General features: G+C 40.7%; 15 protein-coding genes, 4 tRNA genes and 1 riboswitch. Of the genes, 4 read left to right on the top strand and 15 right to left on the bottom strand.

Going from position 1 to position 19,014, the window contains the following annotated elements:
• Nucleotides 1-29 precede the first annotated feature (29 nt).
• On the bottom strand, nucleotides 30-1,946 hold the full coding sequence (locus WJP93_RS08710) for a BMP family ABC transporter substrate-binding protein (RefSeq protein WP_227102261.1): 1,917 nt from the start codon (nucleotides 1,944-1,946) through the stop codon (nucleotides 30-32).
• Nucleotides 1,947-2,132: 186 nt separating this feature from the next.
• Here WJP93_RS08710 and WJP93_RS08705 point away from each other — a divergent pair, with 186 nt between their 5' ends.
• The 3 genes from WJP93_RS08705 to WJP93_RS08695 all read left to right on the top strand — a co-directional run bounded on the left by WJP93_RS08705 (nucleotide 2,133) and on the right by WJP93_RS08695 (nucleotide 4,919).
• Complete coding sequence (locus WJP93_RS08705) at nucleotides 2,133-3,317, top strand: N-acetylmuramoyl-L-alanine amidase (RefSeq protein ID WP_227102260.1); 1,185 nt, start codon at nucleotides 2,133-2,135, stop codon at nucleotides 3,315-3,317.
• 6 nt (nucleotides 3,318-3,323) lie between these two features.
• Nucleotides 3,324-3,926 carry a 4'-phosphopantetheinyl transferase superfamily protein gene (locus tag WJP93_RS08700; protein ID WP_227102259.1) on the top strand — a complete coding sequence of 201 codons (603 nt, stop codon included), beginning with the start codon at nucleotides 3,324-3,326 and terminating at the stop codon, nucleotides 3,924-3,926.
• A gap of 93 nt (nucleotides 3,927-4,019) precedes the next feature.
• Nucleotides 4,020-4,919, top strand: a complete 900-nt coding sequence (locus tag WJP93_RS08695) for a hypothetical protein (RefSeq protein ID WP_337547807.1) — start codon at nucleotides 4,020-4,022, stop codon at nucleotides 4,917-4,919.
• A 73-nt stretch (nucleotides 4,920-4,992) separates the two neighbouring features.
• Here the strand turns inward: WJP93_RS08695 and WJP93_RS08690 are convergent, their stop codons facing one another.
• Nucleotides 4,993-7,458 (bottom strand): transglutaminase domain-containing protein, encoded by a 2,466-nt coding sequence (locus WJP93_RS08690; RefSeq protein WP_337547806.1) that lies wholly within the window; start codon nucleotides 7,456-7,458, stop codon nucleotides 4,993-4,995.
• An 81-nt stretch (nucleotides 7,459-7,539) separates the two neighbouring features.
• Nucleotides 7,540-7,615: riboswitch (cyclic di-GMP riboswitch) on the bottom strand.
• A gap of 265 nt (nucleotides 7,616-7,880) precedes the next feature.
• On the opposite strand from WJP93_RS08690, the gene WJP93_RS08685 reads away from it, so the two are divergent.
• Nucleotides 7,881-9,260, top strand: coding sequence for an FAD-dependent protein (locus WJP93_RS08685; protein WP_227102256.1), 1,380 nt, complete (start codon nucleotides 7,881-7,883; stop codon nucleotides 9,258-9,260).
• A gap of 45 nt (nucleotides 9,261-9,305) precedes the next feature.
• On the opposite strand, the gene rsmI is transcribed toward WJP93_RS08685, so the two are convergent.
• From rsmI to WJP93_RS08620, 13 genes are all read right to left on the bottom strand, one after another.
• Nucleotides 9,306-10,154: a 16S rRNA (cytidine(1402)-2'-O)-methyltransferase gene (gene rsmI, locus WJP93_RS08680; RefSeq protein ID WP_227102255.1), complete on the bottom strand. Its 849-nt coding sequence runs from the start codon at nucleotides 10,152-10,154 to the stop codon at nucleotides 9,306-9,308.
• Between the two features lie 35 nt (nucleotides 10,155-10,189).
• Complete coding sequence (locus WJP93_RS08675) at nucleotides 10,190-10,930, bottom strand: tRNA1(Val) (adenine(37)-N6)-methyltransferase (protein WP_227102254.1); 741 nt, start codon at nucleotides 10,928-10,930, stop codon at nucleotides 10,190-10,192.
• Nucleotides 10,920-11,840, bottom strand: coding sequence for a stage 0 sporulation family protein (locus tag WJP93_RS08670; RefSeq protein WP_227102253.1), 921 nt, complete (start codon nucleotides 11,838-11,840; stop codon nucleotides 10,920-10,922). Before WJP93_RS08670 ends, WJP93_RS08675 begins: the two co-directional genes overlap by 11 nt.
• Nucleotides 11,841-11,858: 18 nt before the next feature.
• Nucleotides 11,859-12,860, bottom strand: coding sequence for an AAA family ATPase (locus WJP93_RS08665; protein ID WP_118615222.1), 1,002 nt, complete (start codon nucleotides 12,858-12,860; stop codon nucleotides 11,859-11,861).
• Nucleotides 12,861-12,949: 89 nt separating this feature from the next.
• Nucleotides 12,950-13,531 (bottom strand): guanylate kinase, encoded by a 582-nt coding sequence (locus WJP93_RS08660; protein ID WP_227102251.1) that lies wholly within the window; start codon nucleotides 13,529-13,531, stop codon nucleotides 12,950-12,952.
• 52 nt (nucleotides 13,532-13,583) lie between these two features.
• Nucleotides 13,584-15,050 carry an aminotransferase class I/II-fold pyridoxal phosphate-dependent enzyme gene (locus tag WJP93_RS08655; protein ID WP_337547803.1) on the bottom strand — a complete coding sequence of 489 codons (1,467 nt, stop codon included), beginning with the start codon at nucleotides 15,048-15,050 and terminating at the stop codon, nucleotides 13,584-13,586.
• Complete coding sequence (locus WJP93_RS08650) at nucleotides 15,028-16,041, bottom strand: D-2-hydroxyacid dehydrogenase (protein WP_337547801.1); 1,014 nt, start codon at nucleotides 16,039-16,041, stop codon at nucleotides 15,028-15,030. The genes WJP93_RS08655 and WJP93_RS08650 overlap by 23 nt, the downstream gene beginning before the upstream one ends.
• Nucleotides 16,042-16,076: 35 nt before the next feature.
• Entirely contained in the window at nucleotides 16,077-17,225 is a 1,149-nt protein-coding gene (locus tag WJP93_RS08645) for an LCP family protein (protein WP_337547800.1), read from the bottom strand.
• Nucleotides 17,226-17,349: 124 nt separating this feature from the next.
• A complete protein-coding gene (mnmA, locus tag WJP93_RS08640; RefSeq protein ID WP_227102247.1) occupies nucleotides 17,350-18,444 on the bottom strand; it encodes a tRNA 2-thiouridine(34) synthase MnmA in 1,095 nt (364 codons plus the stop codon).
• Between the two features lie 116 nt (nucleotides 18,445-18,560).
• Nucleotides 18,561-18,634, bottom strand: a tRNA-Met gene (locus tag WJP93_RS08635).
• Between the two features lie 34 nt (nucleotides 18,635-18,668).
• Nucleotides 18,669-18,750: transfer RNA gene (locus tag WJP93_RS08630), tRNA-Tyr, on the bottom strand.
• A gap of 7 nt (nucleotides 18,751-18,757) precedes the next feature.
• Nucleotides 18,758-18,830 (bottom strand) — tRNA-Val (locus WJP93_RS08625).
• Nucleotides 18,831-18,865: 35 nt separating this feature from the next.
• Nucleotides 18,866-18,939: transfer RNA gene (locus WJP93_RS08620), tRNA-Asp, on the bottom strand.
• Between the last annotated feature and the right edge of the window lie 75 nt (nucleotides 18,940-19,014).

Below are 19,014 nucleotides of genomic sequence, written 5' to 3'. Positions count from 1 at the left end.
ACTTCGCTGCGCCTTCATAACCGCTTTTTCTACTCTTCTATATTATCTACACCCTGAACCTCAACTACAGCCTTTGCATCCTCATTTAATTTGTTCCAATGCGGCAGACTGCCATTCACATTATCGGCCAGCCATCTCATGTTAATAATTTCCTCTGGTGTCAGTGAACGATTGTCATCGCTTTGTACAATACCATCCTGTGAATACAGCTCTCCTGAAAACGGACTAAAGCCACCTTCCATAATTTGATGCTGCATAAACTCAACCAGCTGCCTTGTTTTTACCGGAACCTTCGGTGAGCAGATGAAATCAACAACACCTGCTGACATTCCCCACCAGTAATTAAGTGCAACACCGTCTGAGCCTGCACTGTCCCATGCACCATTTTGCACAGTCTCGACAAGCTTTTTATAAAGCGCACCCCAGTTCCATATCACAGCTGTCAGATTTTCCGGCTCATCCTTTTCTATATTGACCAGTCCAAAATAGCGTGACGGTGAATTAGGTACAATCATCTCAAGACATGATACAAGATTTACTTCATTTGCCTTAAAGTCTTCAAGAATTTCCTGTTTGCTGCGCACTGTCGTCCACTCCAGCTGAATCGTTGCATTTGGATTAACCATCTTCACGCCAATCGCAAATGCATTGATATTAGCAATCATTCCACAGATCGGATAATCAGCCATATAGCCAATCTTTCCATTTTTACACAATGCTCCTGCTACAAGTCCTGATAAAAATTTTGCCTCAAACAAGCGCGCATAGTAGGTACGAATACACTGATGATTCGTGTCAACAGAACAATTTAAAATCTTGACAGATGGATTTTTTATCGCTGTCTTTATACTGCCTTCAAGAAACTGCGGCGTTGTTGTAAATATAATGTTGCATTTTTTTTCAATTGCATCATCAAGTGTATTTTCAAGTTCTGCTCCCTGTGAAACATCATTATAAGAGATTGTTTCAACCTTTCCCTTAAATTGTTCCTCAAGATACATTCTTCCAAGTTCATGACCATATATCCATGCAGAATCCTGTGGATTTTTATCATGTACAAATGCAATCTTTAAATACTTTGTTCCTGGAGACAACAGATAATCAAACAGATTTTTCTTTGGTGCCTCCTGTGGCTCTGTCTTAATCTCAGAAGGATTTCCCTTTGCCTGAAGCAAAATCTCATCCCACATCTTTACAAGCTCTGATTTGATCTGAGATGGGAGCTTTTCCTCCTGATGAGGATCACATGGATATAGCTCCAAATACATCAAAAAGGCATCTGCTGTCGGAATCGGCGGTCGTTCTCCTCCCTTTTCCTTATACACCTTTTCAAAGCGCACATACAAAGAACGAACCTCCATACGGTCATCATCTGTCCATTTATAATCTACTTCAAATCCAAGCTTTTCCAATAAAGTCCTATAACTTCCAAGCTTACTTAACACAATGTAATTAACCTTAGAGCACTTATAAAATGCCAGAAACTCAAAGTACAGGCGGTTCTCTGGCTCATCTGTCCTCTTTGGAATAATACGAGTTACATTACCCTGCACACTAGGTGCACCGCAAAACTTTAATACACTGACACGCTTATTACCCTCTAATACATAGTAGCGGTTCATAAACTCATAACACTTAATCGGATCATGTATTCCCTCTTCCAAATGGGCATTATAAAGAGTCTGCCACTTGGCTGCAAACTCCGATTCATCATCGAGCAGCGGCATAAAGTTCGGTGCAAATGCAGTACGTCTTCCTGCCGTAAATGTTCCCACAATCATTTCCGATGGAATGGAACAAATTCCCAGATCTTCCTCTGCCACCACATCCGTATGAGACAAAAGCTCCTCAAGCACCTGCAAATACGGATATTTTCCTTCCGACAGATATCTTGCATAGCTTCTCTCACCCTTTTTCAGCGCCTTCTGATAATCCTCTCTTGCCATATTCAGCCACACACCTTTCTGTTCTCTAAGTCTCTTGCTCTTTGCAACTTTATTTTACATCATTTTATCTGCTGTTACAAGTATTCTTAAGAAAACCTTTCAATCCTTATGAATCCGTGTTTTTTCTTGCTTTTTTTTAAGAAACAAAGTACAATAAAATTAACTTATGCATCAGGAGGACTTATTATGAAAAAATCTCATTTCATTCCTGCTTTTTTACTTTCTGCAGCACTTTTATCTGGACTTGCAGGATGTAAAAAAGAAACTGAATATTATAATCCAAACGCACAGACCTCATCTGTGACAGAAACACAAACTGAACTGCAAACAGAACATTCCACACAAGCTTCTACAGAAGAATCTACTGAGGCATCCACTGAGGCTTCTACTGAAGAAAGCACCGAAGCTTCCACTGAAGAATCCACTGCTGCCCATGTTGTTTCCAAAGAACTTGCTGTAGGTGACATTTGGTATGTAAATACCGATTCCCTTAATATCCGCGATTACCCTTCTACTGAAGGCAATAAAATTGGGGAGCTTTATCGCGGTGAGGAAGTTCGAATCCTTGCTCTTGCAGAAAATGGATGGGTTCAGATTCACAGTGCAACAATGGACGGCTATGTAAAAGCAGATTTTCTTGTATCTTCTCCAGATCAGGTAGATGGTGCAGCGGCAGATGCCGCTGCATCTGCTGCGCCAGCCTCAAACGAAACATCAAATGCAAACACATCTTCTTCAAACGGACATATTGTGTGCATTGATGCAGGTCATCAGCAGGCAGGCATCAGCGAACAGGAACCAAACGGTCCAGGCTCTTCTGTAATGAAGGCTAAGCTTACTACTGGAACGAGCGGCGTAGCTACTGGTCTTGCCGAGTATCAATTAAACTTAGATGTCTCTCAAATGCTTCAACAGGAGCTTTTAAACCGTGGCTATCAGGTTGTGATGATTCGTACAACAAATGACTGCGCTATGAGCAATGCTGAGCGTGCTGTATACGCAAATGAAAGCGGTGCTGAAATCTTTGTCCGCATCCATGCAAACAGCTCCAATGATCCTTCTGTAAATGGCGCTATGTTCTATGCTCCATCATCAGCAAATTCTTATCTGTCTGCTGATGTAATATCTGCAAGCAACACACTTGCTTCTACGATGCTTTCTTTTTATTGCTCCACAACAGGTCTTGCAAACAAAGGAGTTCTTCAGGATGATAATATGACAGGTATCAACTGGTGTACTATTCCTGTCACAATCGTAGAAATGGGATTTATGTCTAACCCTGAGGAAGACCAAAAGATGGCAAATCCTGAGTTTCAGGCTGTAATTGCACAGGGTCTTGCAAACGGTATTGACGCTTACTTTGGGAGATAATTGATTATGGCTGTTCAGATCTATTACCAACTGATCCGTGACATCGTAATTGACGAACAGCTGCTTTCCATGCTGCAGCCGCAGCGCAGAAAGCAGCTGTTTTCTTTTCGTTTGGAATCTGATCAAAAACGCTGCGCAGCAGCCGGGCTTCTTCTTTGGAAACATATTTATCATAAGCACCCAGAGCACTTCACCGTCTCTTACAATGCATCCGGAAAGCCCAGTGTAGCAAATGCGCCTTTTTTTAATCTCTCACACAGCAATGATTTTGTCATGCTTGCCGTGAGTGACACCCCTGTTGGATGTGACATTGAAAAGCTTCATAAAACTGTCCTTTCACACCATGTTTTTCATCCAAATGAGCTTGATGCACTTTCTAATCTTCCTTCAGGAGATATACAAAACCATGAGTTTCTTCGCCTGTGGACAGCAAAAGAAGCCTTCTTAAAAGCCATAGGCACAGGTATTGATGCAAAAGCTTCCTCATACGATTTTAGTAAAAGCAATACCATCTCTCTTGATGATGGTTCATTTTGGAAACTCGAACATCATACAGTTTGCGATTTTCCTGACTATCTTTCATGTGTTTGCTATAAATGCTTGCAATAAAAAGAAATATCATTTACACTTTAAGCATTACAAGTCAGGCGTTCACATTACACCTGCCCTATGTTTTATTATTCAGAAACGAGGATTGTTTTTATGACTGCTTATGCTCATCTGTTACTGTATTTCTTTTTCTACAGCTTTGTCGGCTGGATTTGGGAATCCAGCTATGTATCTATTCTCACAAAACGGCTGACGAACCGAGGTTTTTTAACTGGTCCAATGCTTCCGATCTATGGAAGCGGCGCTGTAGTCATGCTCTGTGCCACCTACCCGGTGCAATCGTCCGACATTGGTATTTTTCTGCTTGGACTTATTGTTGCCACAATACTTGAATACGTTACCGGTGTCGTTATGGAAACACTTTTTCAGGTGCGTTACTGGGATTACAGTGACAAAAAGTTTAATATACAGGGACATATCTGCCTAAGCTCCTCGCTTGCATGGGGTGTTTTTACACTTCTTTTGATACGCGTCGTTCATCCACGCATATCAGCTTTGTTGGAAAAGATTCCTCAAAACGTATGCTTTAGTGCTCTTGTTGTAATCACGATAGTATTTGCCATCGACTTTGCTTCCTCCTTCCATGCTGCTATGGATCTGCGTCAGATTCTTGAATCTATTACTAATCTAAAATCAGATGCAGAAAAGCTTCGTGAACGCTTTATTGTACTTACTGATTCCGTAAGCGAGACGCTTCGCGATAAGATTGGCACTATAAAAAAGCCGGAGAGTTCTCGTATTGAGGAATTTCAGACTTCTGTTTCTGAATGCCTCGAAAAGCTTTACTCTCTTGTTCCAAAGGAAAAAACAGCCGATGTTATTCGACTCAAAGAACGCTTTGCCTATTTAGGTGAACTGAAAAATGCTATCTCAAAGCGTATGGATTTTCGTAAGATTATCCTTTTAAAAGGAAACCCAATGCTTACTTCAAAAAAATATGCCGATGCCCTTAATTCCTTAAAAGAGCAGATTGGACTTAATAAAAATAAATAAGAAAAAGGCCACAAAAAAACGATGACGCATATCTTAAAAAGCGTCATCGTTTTTCTATAAGCTTACTAAATCTTTATAAAGTAATTCCAATATAAGCTGCTGCAAGTTTTACAATATAAGTTATAAACTTGATCAAATACTCTTCAATACGCTCTAACAAGCTATATTGAACTGTCGATTCTTCTTGTACAGCAACCTCTGTCTGTGAAACACTTTCTTCTGTCTGTTCTTGTGTCTGTTCTTCAGTTTCAAATGTCTCAGTCTCATTTAATTCCTCTGCTTCATGAGATTCCTGTTCTTCAGTCTGTGTACTTTCTGGCTCTGTATCAGCTGAATAAATATTTGTTTCATCAACAGTTACTTCCTCAGCCTGATACTGACTAAGAGCTACATTCATCAAGTCTGCTGTATAGCTTGCACTGCTGTAAACTGCAGTTGAATTATATTTCCAATTCAATACGCCTTTTTCAACATAATAAGATTTACCATTGTAAATGCAGCTTCCAGTATAATTCCAGTTGACCTGTCCCTTTGTAATGTAATACCATACGCCGCTGTGCTGACAAAGACCTGTATAGTTCCAGTCTAACGCACCATTTTTTATGTAAAACCAAATCGTATCATACTGACAAAGGCCAGTATACTCCCAATCAACTGAACCTTGTCTTACATAATACCATACTCCATTATACTGAGCTAACCCAGTATAACTCCAATCTGCTGTTCCACCCTTCACATAATACCAGCTGCCATTATAAACTGACAAACCTGAATATGCAGTATTACGTACACCTTTTTGAACATAGTACCAGTTTCCACCATTATAAATAAGACCTGAATAGCTTGTATTCTGCACACCATTGATTAAATACACCTGATCACTTCCAGATGCTGCAAAACCAGTATAGCTTGTGTCAACCTGATTATTAGTATAATAGCGCCATACCCCATCCGAATCCTTTAAAAGACCATTTTTACTGGTAACAGTATTTTGTCCTGCATATGCAGTCTGACTAAAGACTGGATACAAGAATACACAATCTGCACTAGTCGTCCATTTTCCACTTGGAATATGAGTATTTCCAAATTTCTTTGTTCCAAATGCTGCTGATGAGTATGTTTCTGAACCTACTAAGAAAAAGTCGTACATAGTGGTAGATTGATCATCCCACGTAGCGTCTACTGCATACCATACGCCATTTTCCATTTGAATATAATTCCACATATGATATTCTCCACTGTCTGTTACACCAGTAACAAGCACACATGGAATACCATATTTATTGCACTGGAGCTTCATCATCTTTGCATATCCAGCACAAACGGTTTCAATCTTTCCATCACCATCTGCGTCATAATATAGACTATATGGCGTTTGATAATACGGATTTCCAATATTTTGCGTACTATTTTCATAGCTGACCATACTGCAAATCTTGTCATGAACTGCCTTTACTTTATCATATGTAGTTGCATTTGCTGGAAGCATAGCATCAATCTGTGATTTTGTTCCATCAAACAATGGATTCACGTTACTTGCTGTAAGTGCCCCAGTATCCTTAGTAGGTGTTATAGTAAATGTACTTCCTGCAAGCTCAAGATCTGTTATAATACTTGTTTCGCCTTCCTCAAACCACGGTGTATATACACTATAACCAATAGTATATTTTGCACCTGAAAGCCATACTAACTCTGGATGATCATATGTCAATGCTAAATATGCTGGAGTTACATAACTGCCAAGCCATGCAAAAATTGCCTGCTTTGTTTCTTCTGAATATACTGCCTTACCATTTGTCCCCTTTGTTACCTTCTGATTTTCAAAAATTTTTGTCAGGTTCAGCTTCATCTTTGCTGTACTGGCACTACTTTTATTTGCTTCGTAAATCGCATTATAGATACGCTTAGATGTTGCATCAAGCTGATCATAATAGTTTCCAGTTGCTGTACTGATTCCTGCCATTCCTAAATAAATTGGATTTCTGTCTACTATCATATCAAATGAAAATGTCTTTACAAACTCATCTCCAATTTCATAAATATCAGAATCCATATCTTCATCAGTTGAATCTACAAATGCATCCGTTGAGCACTCAGTTGTCTCATCCTCACTATTAGATTCCTGTACCAGTTCTGGCAAATTCTCATTTACTGTTTCCTGAGTCTGCTCTTCTATACTTTCACTTGCCGTTTCCTGAGTTTGTTCTTGTGTACTTTCGCTTTCTACTTCCTGAGTCTGTTCTTGTGTACTTTCGCTTTCTACTTCCTGAGTCTGTTCTTGTGTACTTTCGCTTTCTGCTTCCTGAGTCTGTTCTTCTATACTTTCAGTTATCGTTTCTGACGTCAGTTCTAATATTTCGGGATCAGTACCATTAACTAGTTCCTCTGATAACTCAGAAGATGATTCTGACAACATTTCCTGACTTAGTACTTCCTGCGATGTCTGTTCTTCTTGTGCATAAGTTGCCGATCCTGCCAACATAACCAAAGCAGTAAACAATGATGCGGCTCGTTTCAATAATGCCTTATTTTTTCTCATCCAGTACTCCCTCTTTCTATTGTATCTCTAGACAATTACTTCTTAATACTAAAAAATCACAGAGTTTCCCCTGCAATTTTTAACTGCAGCTGGCTGACATTTTACAGTCCCTATAGCTTTGCGTCACTGCCTTTCGACAGCTTTGCCAAACTTTTTTTGTGAAAAATCATCAAATGACTCTCCATTGTAACCTATCTCCATTTTTATTAGTATCACGCATCGCCTTTTCTGTCAATAACTTTCTTCCAGATTCTTAACAATATGACTCTTTTCAGTGCTTGACAGGCAATTTAAGCTTGTCTTATAATAAATTATAATACAAGCGCACACTTCACTATGGGGCAAAAAGTTTCACCCTATTTTTCATTATATCATTTTTCCCCTGTGAAAAAAAGTCTTATTTGCGCGGAAATGAGGTTTTTATGAAACATTACGATATTATTATTATCGGCGCCGGTCCTGGCGGTATTTTCTCCGCATACGAACTGGCAACCAAACGCCCTGATTTAAAAATCGCTGTATTTGAGGCTGGAAATCGTCTTGAGAAAAGAAAGTGCCCAATTGACGGCAAGCGCGTAACAAAATGTATACACTGCAAAACCTGTGCTATCATGAATGGCTTTGGCGGTGCCGGTGCTTTCTCTGATGGAAAATATAATATTACGAATGAATTTGGCGGCACACTTTACGAGTACATCGGAAAAAACAAAGCAACGGAACTTATGGAATATGTTGATGAAATCAATATGGCCTACGGTGGCGAGGGCACACGCCTATACTCTTCTGCAAATTCCAGCTTTAAACGTGTCTGTCTGCAGAACAACCTTCACCTTCTTGAGGCATCTGTCCGTCATCTCGGAACAGACAAAAACTATGAAGTTCTCAGTAACCTTTATAATTTGTTAAAAGACAAGGTTAGTTTCTATTTCATGACACCAGTTCAGAATGTTGCAATCATGGATAATGGTGACTATGAGATTATTACAGAGAATGAGACATATACATGTGAGAAATGTATTATCTCCGTTGGTCGAAGTGGAAGCAAATGGATGGAGCAAATCTGCCATAACCTTGAAATTCCAACAAATTCAAGCCGTGTTGACATTGGTGTTCGCGTAGAGCTTCCTGCTGAGGTATTTGCCCCGATCACAGATGAGCTCTATGAAAGTAAGATTGTATACCAGACTGAAAAATATCAGGATCGTGTGCGTACCTTCTGCATGAATCCAAAGGGCGCTGTAGTTACAGAAAATACAAATGGTATTATCACAGTAAACGGGCACAGCTATGAAAATCCTGCCCTTCACACAAAGAATACAAACTTTGCTCTGCTTGTTTCCAAACACTTTACTGAACCGTTTAAGGACAGCAATGAATACGGTGAGAGTATAGCTCGTCTGTCTAACATGCTTGGAGGCGGCGTTATGGTTCAGCGCTTTGGTGATTTGATCCGCGGTCAGAGAAGTAACCCTAAGCGTATCGCAGAGTCTTTCCTTACACCAACTCTTGATGCTACACCAGGCGATTTAAGCCTTGTAATGCCAAAGCGTATTCTCGATGGCATCATTGAGATGATTTATGCGCTTGACAATATTGCTCCTGGTACTGCAAACGATGACACACTTCTCTATGGTGTCGAAGTTAAATTTTACAACATGGAGGTTCAGATCGACAATCATCTTGAGACTCGCCACAAAAATCTCTTTGTAATCGGTGACGGCAGCGGTGTTACTCACTCTCTGTCCCATGCATCTGCAAGCGGCATCTATGTTGCACGCCATCTGCTCGGTGAAATTGAATAATTAAAGAAAAGAGCCTCTGGGGACATGTACTGTCCCCGATGGCTCTTAGTTACTTTCTGACTTTAACAATGCCTGATAAATATCTCTTTTGCTGACACCGCGATCCTTCGCAACCTGCTTCATCGCATCCTTGCGGTTCATATCTTCATACAGCGCCATGTGCTCTTCAATTGTCATTTCTTCCCATGACTGCTGTTTTTGCTTATTTAAATCTTCTCTGTCAGCTCCCTCAATGATAATTACGCACTCACCTCTCGGCTCCTCTATGTCTCGATAATGAGCTAATGCACCATCTAACGTATCTGCATAGACAGTCTCATGTTTTTTAGTAAGCTCTCTGCATATACGAACCTTTCTTGATCCGAGTGTCTTAAAAAGCTCCTCAAGCGTCTTTACGAGGTGATGAGGTGCTTCATAAAGAATAATAGTTCTTGTCTCATCCTGTAATTCCTCAAGAATTTGCGCACGCTGCTTTTTATCTGCTGGAAGAAATGCCTCAAATGCAAATCTTCTTGTAGATAAACCAGACATAGTAAGTGCGGTTATACATGCAGCAGGGCCGGGAAGAGATGTCACCTTAATCCCTGCCTCATAACATTTTTGAACCAGAACCTCACCTGGATCAGAAATGCCTGGCGTTCCTGCATCTGTAATGCAGGCAATATTTTTGCCATCCAGCATCAAACCAACCAGATATTCAGCCTTATCATATTTATTGTATTCATGATAGCTTGTCATTGGCGTATGAATATCAAAATGATTCAGAAGCTTTTGACTATTTCTTGTATCCTCTGCTGCAATAAGATCTACTTCCTTTAGCGTGCGCAGCACGCGAAATGTGATATCCTCAAGATTTCCAATCGGAGTTGCACACAGATAAAGCATTCCTGCCATAACTTTCTTCCTTCCATTTTCATGTTTGTATCTTTTCAGAGCCTTCCGTGAATCATTTTGATCTGTTTGCTCTCTTGTCCATCTTCATCAAACAATACAAGAGGCGCTTCGACACGAATCTGCGTATTGCCGCCACGGATTCCTTCTATCAACACCAGATTAGCCTCCTGCGATGCCTTTGGATGCACCATACAAAGGCGCCTAGGTGACATTTTATATTGCTTCATCAGACATATGATATCTCCAAGACGATATGGTCGGTGCACCATATACATACGTCCTCCGGCCACCAATACATTCGCACTCTCACGAATCACATCCTCTAAGCTGCATAAAATTTCATGACGCGATACTGCCTTACTGTAATCAGCACCTACAAGGCCGCTTCCACCTGCCATATACGGTGGGTTGACTGTAACTACGTTAAAAACACCTTTTCCAAAAAGAGTCTTTGTATTTTTCAAATCACCACAGATAATTGATACCTTATCCCCTAGATGATTTAACACCACACTTCGAGATGCCATTTTTGCAACTTCCTCTTGGATCTCTAGACCAGTAAAATGCGATGCCGCTGTCTTTGCCGTCATTAAAATAGGAACCACACCTGTCCCCGTACAAAAATCCAGCACACGCTCTCCCTCAGAAGCCTTTGCAAACCACGATAAGAGCACTGCATCCACGCCATAGCAGAAACGTCCCGGATGCTGAATCAGCATTAACCCATTGCGCTCTAAATCGTCTAATCTCTCACCTGGCTTAAGCTCACTTATCATTAAGCTTAGACCTTCCTTCCCTCTTGTCAAGCCTGTCTAAATCTTCAAGCTCCTTTAATTCCTTATCGGACAGCTGCGTTTTTTCCCTTCTCTTATGAGGACGGAATTTCAGCTGAGAAACCTTGTATTCACGAATTTCCTTCTCATCCTTATTTACGGTAACGATGACTTTTACTTCCTGGCGAAGCACACTTACACTGGAAACCTCTCCCTTTAGTCCGTCATCTGTCGTCACATAATCACCTACACTTGGAAGCTTACTGTTTAAATACTCGTATGTCTCCTCCTCGTTCTTTAAACAACACATCAATCGTCCGCAGACACCGGAAATTTTCACAGGATTTAAAGACAAATTTTGTTCCTTTGCCATCTTGATAGAAACTGGCGCAAATTCTGATAAATATGAATTACAGCACAATGGTCTTCCGCAGCTGCCAATTCCACCAATAATCTTTGCCTCATCACGCACACCAATCTGACGAAGTTCAATACGAGTACGAAATACCGATGCCAGATCCTTTACAAGCTCACGAAAATCAACTCTTCCATCTGCCGTAAAGTAAAAAAGAACCTTATTATTGTCAAACGTATACTCTGCATCAATAAGCTTCATATCAAGACCATGCTTTGCGATTTTTTCCTTACAGATCTTAAATGCATCCTTTTCCTTCTGTCTGTTTTCATCTGCAACTGCATCGTCTTGTGGTGTAGCAATACGAATTACTGGCTTTAATGGCTGAAACACCTTTTCTTCATCCATATCTTTCACGCCAAGCACAACATAGCCATACTCAACGCCTCTTGCTGTCTCTACAATAACATGCATTCCCGTTGTAATATCCATATCAAGCGGATTAAAATAATACACCTTTCCGGCTCTGCGGAAACGCACACCGATGACCTTTATCATAATTTTTCCAAACCTTTCCTATTTCTGGCACTCTCTGATCGTCAGCCACAAAAGCTCCAGCGTAAGCTGGAAATTTACATTTGCGTCCAGTCTGGCTGACGCGGTATTTATAGCCTCCAGAATGCGGTTTATTTCATTATAACCACATGTCTGAGCAACCTTATTGATTGCGCTGTACTCCTCTGCAAAGATCAGAAGATTCGGATCTCTTGTTGCCTTAAAGATCAGAATATCCCGATACCACATCTGCATAAAACCAAAGCAGTCCTTAATGCTCAGTTTATATTCCTCAAGCTTTGCAATACTTTCAAGTAGCTCTGAAAATGGCATCTTAGAGGCTGTCTTTAATAATAGCATAATCGTCTGAATCATTGAAATAAAATCATCCGACTGTGCCAACTTCAATCCCTTTCCGATATTTCCCTGTGAGAATTTTTCAAGTGTTGGAATCTTATCCTCATCCACACCTTTTTCTCTCATGTACGAAGTAAATGCTTCTGACTCAACTGGCTTCATATTCAGTACAATGCTTCTTGAAAGAATTGTTTCAAGCATTGATGCTGCATTTGTTGTAAGCAATAAAATAATACCATAAGCCGGAGGCTCCTCTATTGTCTTTAAAAGAGCATTCTGTGCCTGAACAGACAGCTTTTGCGCCTCGTCTACAATATAAATCTTATACGGACTGCAATATGGCTTAATCTGGATATCTCCGATAATCTGAGTTCTGACGTCATCTACACCGATTACCGTTGGCTTCTCATGACCTGGAAAAATTACATCAGGATGATTACCGCTCAAAAATTGTGTGCATGAATGGCACACGCCGCACGGTCTGTTGGCAGGTTCTGCCTGACACTCCAATGTCTGTGCAAATGCCTTCGCCGCCGTCATCTTTCCAAGACCATCCTCTCCGCTTATGACATAGCAGTGTGATACCTTCCCTGAAGAGATCGCATGTAAAAAATGTTCCTTTATCTGTTCATTTCCGATTAATTCTGAAAAACCGCCTGCATGCATATCAAAATCGCCTCCCATCTTATCGTAACGATCCATTTTTCTGTTTATGAACTGCATTTATCATAGCACAACTTTAATAAATAGTCTAGTTACAGTTCATGTTCAATGTATGATAAAACTTCTTTAAGACAGCACTCTCTATCCTCATTCTTAAAGCGTTTTATAATATTTGCAGCCTTTAGCTTTTCTTCAGAAAAATCGGCCTGATCAGCCAAAAAGCGTCTGCACATCTCCTCATATTTTGCAGTTTTTTGCGTGCGCTCTCTTGCAATAGCCCGCTCTAAGCGGAGCCCATCCTCTACCTCAAGATACACAGGAATCATAGTTTCTGCTCCAAAATGCGCACGAATCGGCACATACGATTCAAGTGTTCCAATTGTCATATAAACAGAATTATCATCAAACTGTCCATCGTCTGCTGTTGCATAAATCCAATCACCGTATACGGTATGGTAAACACGCTTTTCTATAATTTTTCCTTCGTTTTCCATTTGGGCAATCTCACTGTCTGTCACAAAGAAATATTCTCTTCCATTTTCTTCGTGATCGCGTATCGGTCTCGTCGTATACAATATGATTTCCTTTGGTGAAGGATTAAGTTTTTCCTTTACTTTTCTGTAGATAGTATCTTTTCCAGATGCACTCTTTCCCATAAAATAGATAATTTTCATATCTTCTTTTCCTTTTTGTTGTTTGTACCATTTAACTTCTGTTTTTATGTTATTAATTTTCAATGACAAGGATCGTTTCTCCAGTTTCATCCTCCATGCCGTACAGTTCCATGCCACTTGTCCTATAGTAACGAACAATTTCAAGCAATTCCTCGCTGATTTTTTCTCCTGGCATCAAGAACGGACAACCCGGTGGATAAACATAGACAGTCTCGGCACTGATTTTTCCAACAGATTCAAAAAATGGTACCGGAATTACAGGCGCCTCTGCTGCTTCTAGCGGCAGCATAACCAGTTCAAGCGGCACAAATGCAGAAGGATACGCACTCGTTGTTCTCTCCCATACTAGAGAGCCGCATTCCAACTCATCATTAATTTCGCTAAGTGCCGCCTCAAGACGCAAAAAGCCTTCTTCTGTATCTGTCAGCATTGTCATAAGAATTACATAATCGGGCGCTGACATTTCCGGCTGAAGATGATAGCGGTCGCGCAAAATTTCATGCAGCTTTCTTCCTGCATTCTTGTATCCTTTTGCGCCAAACACAATTTTTGTATAATCTGCAATCGGAATACCAATCATGTCTGCGCTTTTTATTTTCGGATAAAGAAACCACAGTTGTTTCCATGACTCGCTTCGTTCATAGAAAAGCTGCAGTCTGTCAGTCAGCATTTGTAGCTTTTTTTTGCCTTCGCCTTGCATATAGCGCACACAAAGATCCATTCCTGCCATCAAAACATAAGATGGACTAGATGTCTCAAATATATGAAGGGCACGCTCAATTTTTTTTACCGAAACTCTGTCGCTGCATATATGAAATGCTGCACTCTGTGTCAGACACGGAAGTGTTTTGTGAAGGCTCTGAATGACAATATCTGCGCCCTCACGCACTGCACTATATGGAAGATACGTCTCTTCCTGATTAGCACCATGATTAGCATATGGAAGATGTGCGCCATGTGCTTCATCCACAATCAAAACTCCGCCATGTACATGTACCACATCTGCGATTTGCCGTATATTTGATACAATTCCTTCATACGTCGGCGATGTCAGGATCACTGCCGCAATTTCTGGGGATTGCTCATAAGCTTTTTCCACATCTTTGGGGATAATTTGACCACTTATACACAAGTTATCCACATTTTGGGGATAAATATATGTTGGTTTTAGTCCTCTGAGCATTATTGCATGGGCAACACTCTTATGAGTGTTTCTTGCTACCGCAACTGTAGCTCCCTGTGGACACGCCGCATAAATAGCTGCTAATATTCCACATGTTGAACCATTAACTATGTAATATGACTTCTTTGCCCCTACTGCATTAGCCATGCGCGCCATACCTTCTTCAAGAATACCATCTGCATGATGCAGATCATCAAATCCGTCAATCTCAGTAATGTCAATATCATACACATCCGAAATCCAATCCACTTTACGTTTATGCCCCGGCATATGAAATGGGTATGCATCACTCTTTGCATACTCTCTTAGTTTTTCATAGATTGATTGATCCTGCATATTTTTCTCCTTTTCTGTAACCGCTTTCCCAATCCACTACATTCATCATCTCTGTATGATTCAAAAAAGCCTTCAGATTATGAGCACAGATTTTTGCAACACGCTCCTCTACCTGTGGTGTATGACCAAAGCTAATTCCCGAAACATGTGGTGTTATAAGTACATTCTTCATGCCCCACAGCAAATTATCACTAGGCAGCGGCTCTGGATCTGTCACGTCAAGCACAGCCCCTGAAAGATAGCCTTCTTCGAGCAATTGAATCAAATCTGGCTGAACAATTAAACTTCCTCTTCCGACATTTACAACTAGTCCGCCCTTTTTCATTTTGCGAAGACGTCCTTGATTTAACAAATGTGTCGTCTTAACTGTCTTTGGCAGGCAGCCAATCACGATATCTGCACGGCAAATCTGCTCATCTAATGCATCAAGCGTATACACCTCATCAAACCATTCAGATGCAAATTTTGCAGTTCGTCTGATACCTATCGTATAGACATCAAATGCGCTCAGACGCTTTGCAATATTAGTTCCAATATCGCCTGTGCCTAAAATAAGCGCAGTCTTTCCCATCAGTGCCTGCTCACTTCCTGCATCCTGCCACAGACGTTTTTGCTGATGCTCAATATAACTAGGAAATTTGCGATACATTGTCAATATTCCACCAAGAACATACTCTGAAATAATCCCTCCAAATGCACCTGACATACTACACAGCATAACATTTCTTGGAAATCCTGGCTGCTGCGTATATTTTTCTACGCCTGCATTAGATGACTGAACAAATTTCAGCTTTGGTGCAGAAGCTATCTCTTCAATAGACGGATTTCCAATTATGATATCTGCCTCTTTCAAAAAAGCATGATATAGTTTCTCATCTCTTTTATCATCTATCGTGTACGCATCTTTGAAGAAAAACAAAGCGTCTGGTGCTGCTTTTTTTAGCTCCTCTTGATGTTCTTTTTGAAATGGAACTGTTACTAGTATCTTCACTATGCTTCCTCCTATCTTCTATGAAACTACTGTACCTATTTTTTCACATCTGACATCCACGCGATATCCTCGCTGATTCTTTTGATTTCTTCTGGCAAATGATAGGCATACGCTGCTTCTGGGTAAAGATAGGCATGCAGCTGCACCACATTATCTGCCAATTCTCTTGCCACAACTGCATCTTTTACACCTTTTGTCAAATCATATATCTGCCCCAGATACTCACCTGCCTCATATTGGAATGGAAAAGAAATACTTTCTTCAATTTCAAAATCACCCGCCTGAAATGCGAGATTTCCTAATTCCAGCATTGAAAGATTTGTTGCAATACTATCCATACCGATTGATACGGCTCTAACAACTGTCGTTGGCTTTGTCAAAATCAATTCCTTAACCTTTTTCAGACATCTTTCAATAATCATTCGCTGATTACCAGTTCGCCCAACATCACCTAATCCGGCATAACGTACACGGCAAAATGCCACTGCCTGTGTTCCTGTCAGATTATATGTCCCGCTTCCATCAAGCTGTTCTGACCAGATTCCTGTCTGCTGATTCACTTCCGTCAGATATCCATTCATATAGCGAATTACCTCTGGATTTTCAATTGATACCTCAATACCGCCAAGCGTATCAACTACCTGTGCCGCTGCCAGCCAGTTTAACACAATATAATCCTTAATATTTAAATCAAGGTTTCGATTAATCATGCTGATCATATCTGCAATATCAGTATAACAAAGCTGTGAATTGGCCTTATCATAAAGTCTGCCCTTATGATAGCTTCCAGGATTCTCCAGGCGAAGAAGTGTATCACGAAGAACAGATATCAGACGAATTTTTCCTGTGCTTTCATTGATGCTCACAATCATGATAACATCTGCGTTCGCACCTCTATCGATACGCTTTTGATCCCTCGCATCTACACCAACCAACAAAATATTTCGATAATCTGAAATAAGTTCATCGTAATCAACTACTTCACTTCCCGTTATTGTCCCTTGCGCGTCTGTTACCTCAACAACATTTGTTCCATGATCTGCAACAAATACCTCCTGAAGCAAATCACTCTGCTTCGCACGCGCATAACTTCCTATCACATACGCACCTGCTAAAAGCAGCACGATAAACGCTGCCTCCAGCCAAAACAACGGTTCCCTGTGCTTTCTTTTTCTGTTTCCCATACACAATCTCTTTTCTTATGGGCCAGTTTCCGCATCACTTAGCTGCGGTTTGCGCCATTACTCCTACTATATGCATGAGAAACAGATTTTATACATTTGCCAGTAAGCATGAAATTATCTGAATCTAGCGTTCTAGGCGAACTGTATCACAAATTGTTGCACCTCCAACAACTACATCACCATCATAAAGCACAACAGCCTGTCCTTTTGTAATGGCACGCTGCGGCTCATCAAATATAACGTGAATACGTTTTTCGTCAAGTTGCTCTACTGTTGCTGGCTGCTCAGTATGGCGATAACGCACTTTCGCTTTCACACGCATTTTTCCTTCAATTTTAGGAACAGAAATCAAATTTAAGTCATCTGCAATCAGTTCACTTGAAAACAAATCAGCCTCATCTGTCAAAATCACCTGATTTTTTTCCTTATCTATTCCATAAACATACATAGGCTTTGCAAGCGCCAGTCCTAATCCCTTACGCTGTCCAATAGTATAATTGATTATTCCCTTATGACGGCCAAGAACATTGCCTTTTCGATCTACAAAATCACCTTCTGGATATTCCTTTCCCGTATACTGACGAATAAAATCTGTATAGCTTCCAGAAGTTACAAAGCAGATATCCTGACTGTCATGTTTACGAGCATTTATTAAACCCTGCGCCTCAGCAATCTCCCTTACCTTAGGCTTTGGCAGCTCTCCTAGCGGAAACTGCGTGTGCATAAGCTGCTCCTGTGTAAGACTGTAAAGCACATAGCTTTGATCCTTATTGGCATCTAATCCCTTCTTTAAAAGATAACGACCTGTTGCCTCATTGTATTCCACGCGTGCATAATGACCTGTTACAACGATATCATAACCCATAAGCTTAGCACGCTCATATAATTCCTGAAACTTAATATAGCGATTACAATCAATACAAGGATTTGGTGTACATCCATTCTCGTAAGCATCCACAAATCGCTTCATGACATGCTCCTCAAACTGACCTGTAAAATTATAAAGAAAGTGGCGAATCCCAAGCGTACAAGCTACACTTCTCGCATCGCTCACATCATCAAGTGAACAACATGTATTTTCTCGTTTTATTCCATCACCAGTTTCATTAAAGGTTTTGATCGTAATTCCAATACACTCATATCCTTTTTCCTTCATCAAATATGCCGCAACGGAGCTGTCTACACCGCCGCTCATCGCTATGACCGCCTTCTGATTCATTGCTTTCCTTCCTTTCTTCATCTATACACTTATTGTCCTATTATACCGCAAAAGTTTATTTTGAGTTCATTTTGTGTAAAAAAAAATAACCAACGTTATCCGTTGATTATTTGAAGTTGCGGGGGCCGGATTTGAACCAACGACCTTCGGGTTATGAGCCCGACGAGCTTCCAGACTGCTCCACCCCGCGATATTATAGAGTGTTGTTCTTTTTCAAGAACCAATGGATGGAGGTGGATTCGAACCACCGAAGCAAGTTGCAGCAGATTTACAGTCTGTCCCCTTTGGCCACTCGGGAATCCATCCATTTAAATGGGGCCTATAGGGCTCGAACCTATGACCCTCTGCTTGTAAGGCAGATGCTCTCCCAGCTGAGCTAAGACCCCAAATATTTAATTGTAGCTGAAAGTTATTCAGCAAACGACCCGAAAGGGGTTCGAACCCTTGACCTCCGCCGTGACAGGGCGGCGCTCTAACCAACTGAGCCACCGGGCCTAACTTTTTACATGTACCTAAAAAACTGCACACAAACTTTTCATCTCAAACCTATTACCATTTCCTACCCTGACC

The sequence above is a fragment of the Anthropogastromicrobium sp. genome, from assembly GCF_037349415.1.
Classification (GTDB): Bacteria; Bacillota; Clostridia; order Lachnospirales; family Lachnospiraceae; genus Anthropogastromicrobium; species Anthropogastromicrobium aceti.
This window is presented reverse-complemented; position numbering and strand designations above follow the sequence as displayed.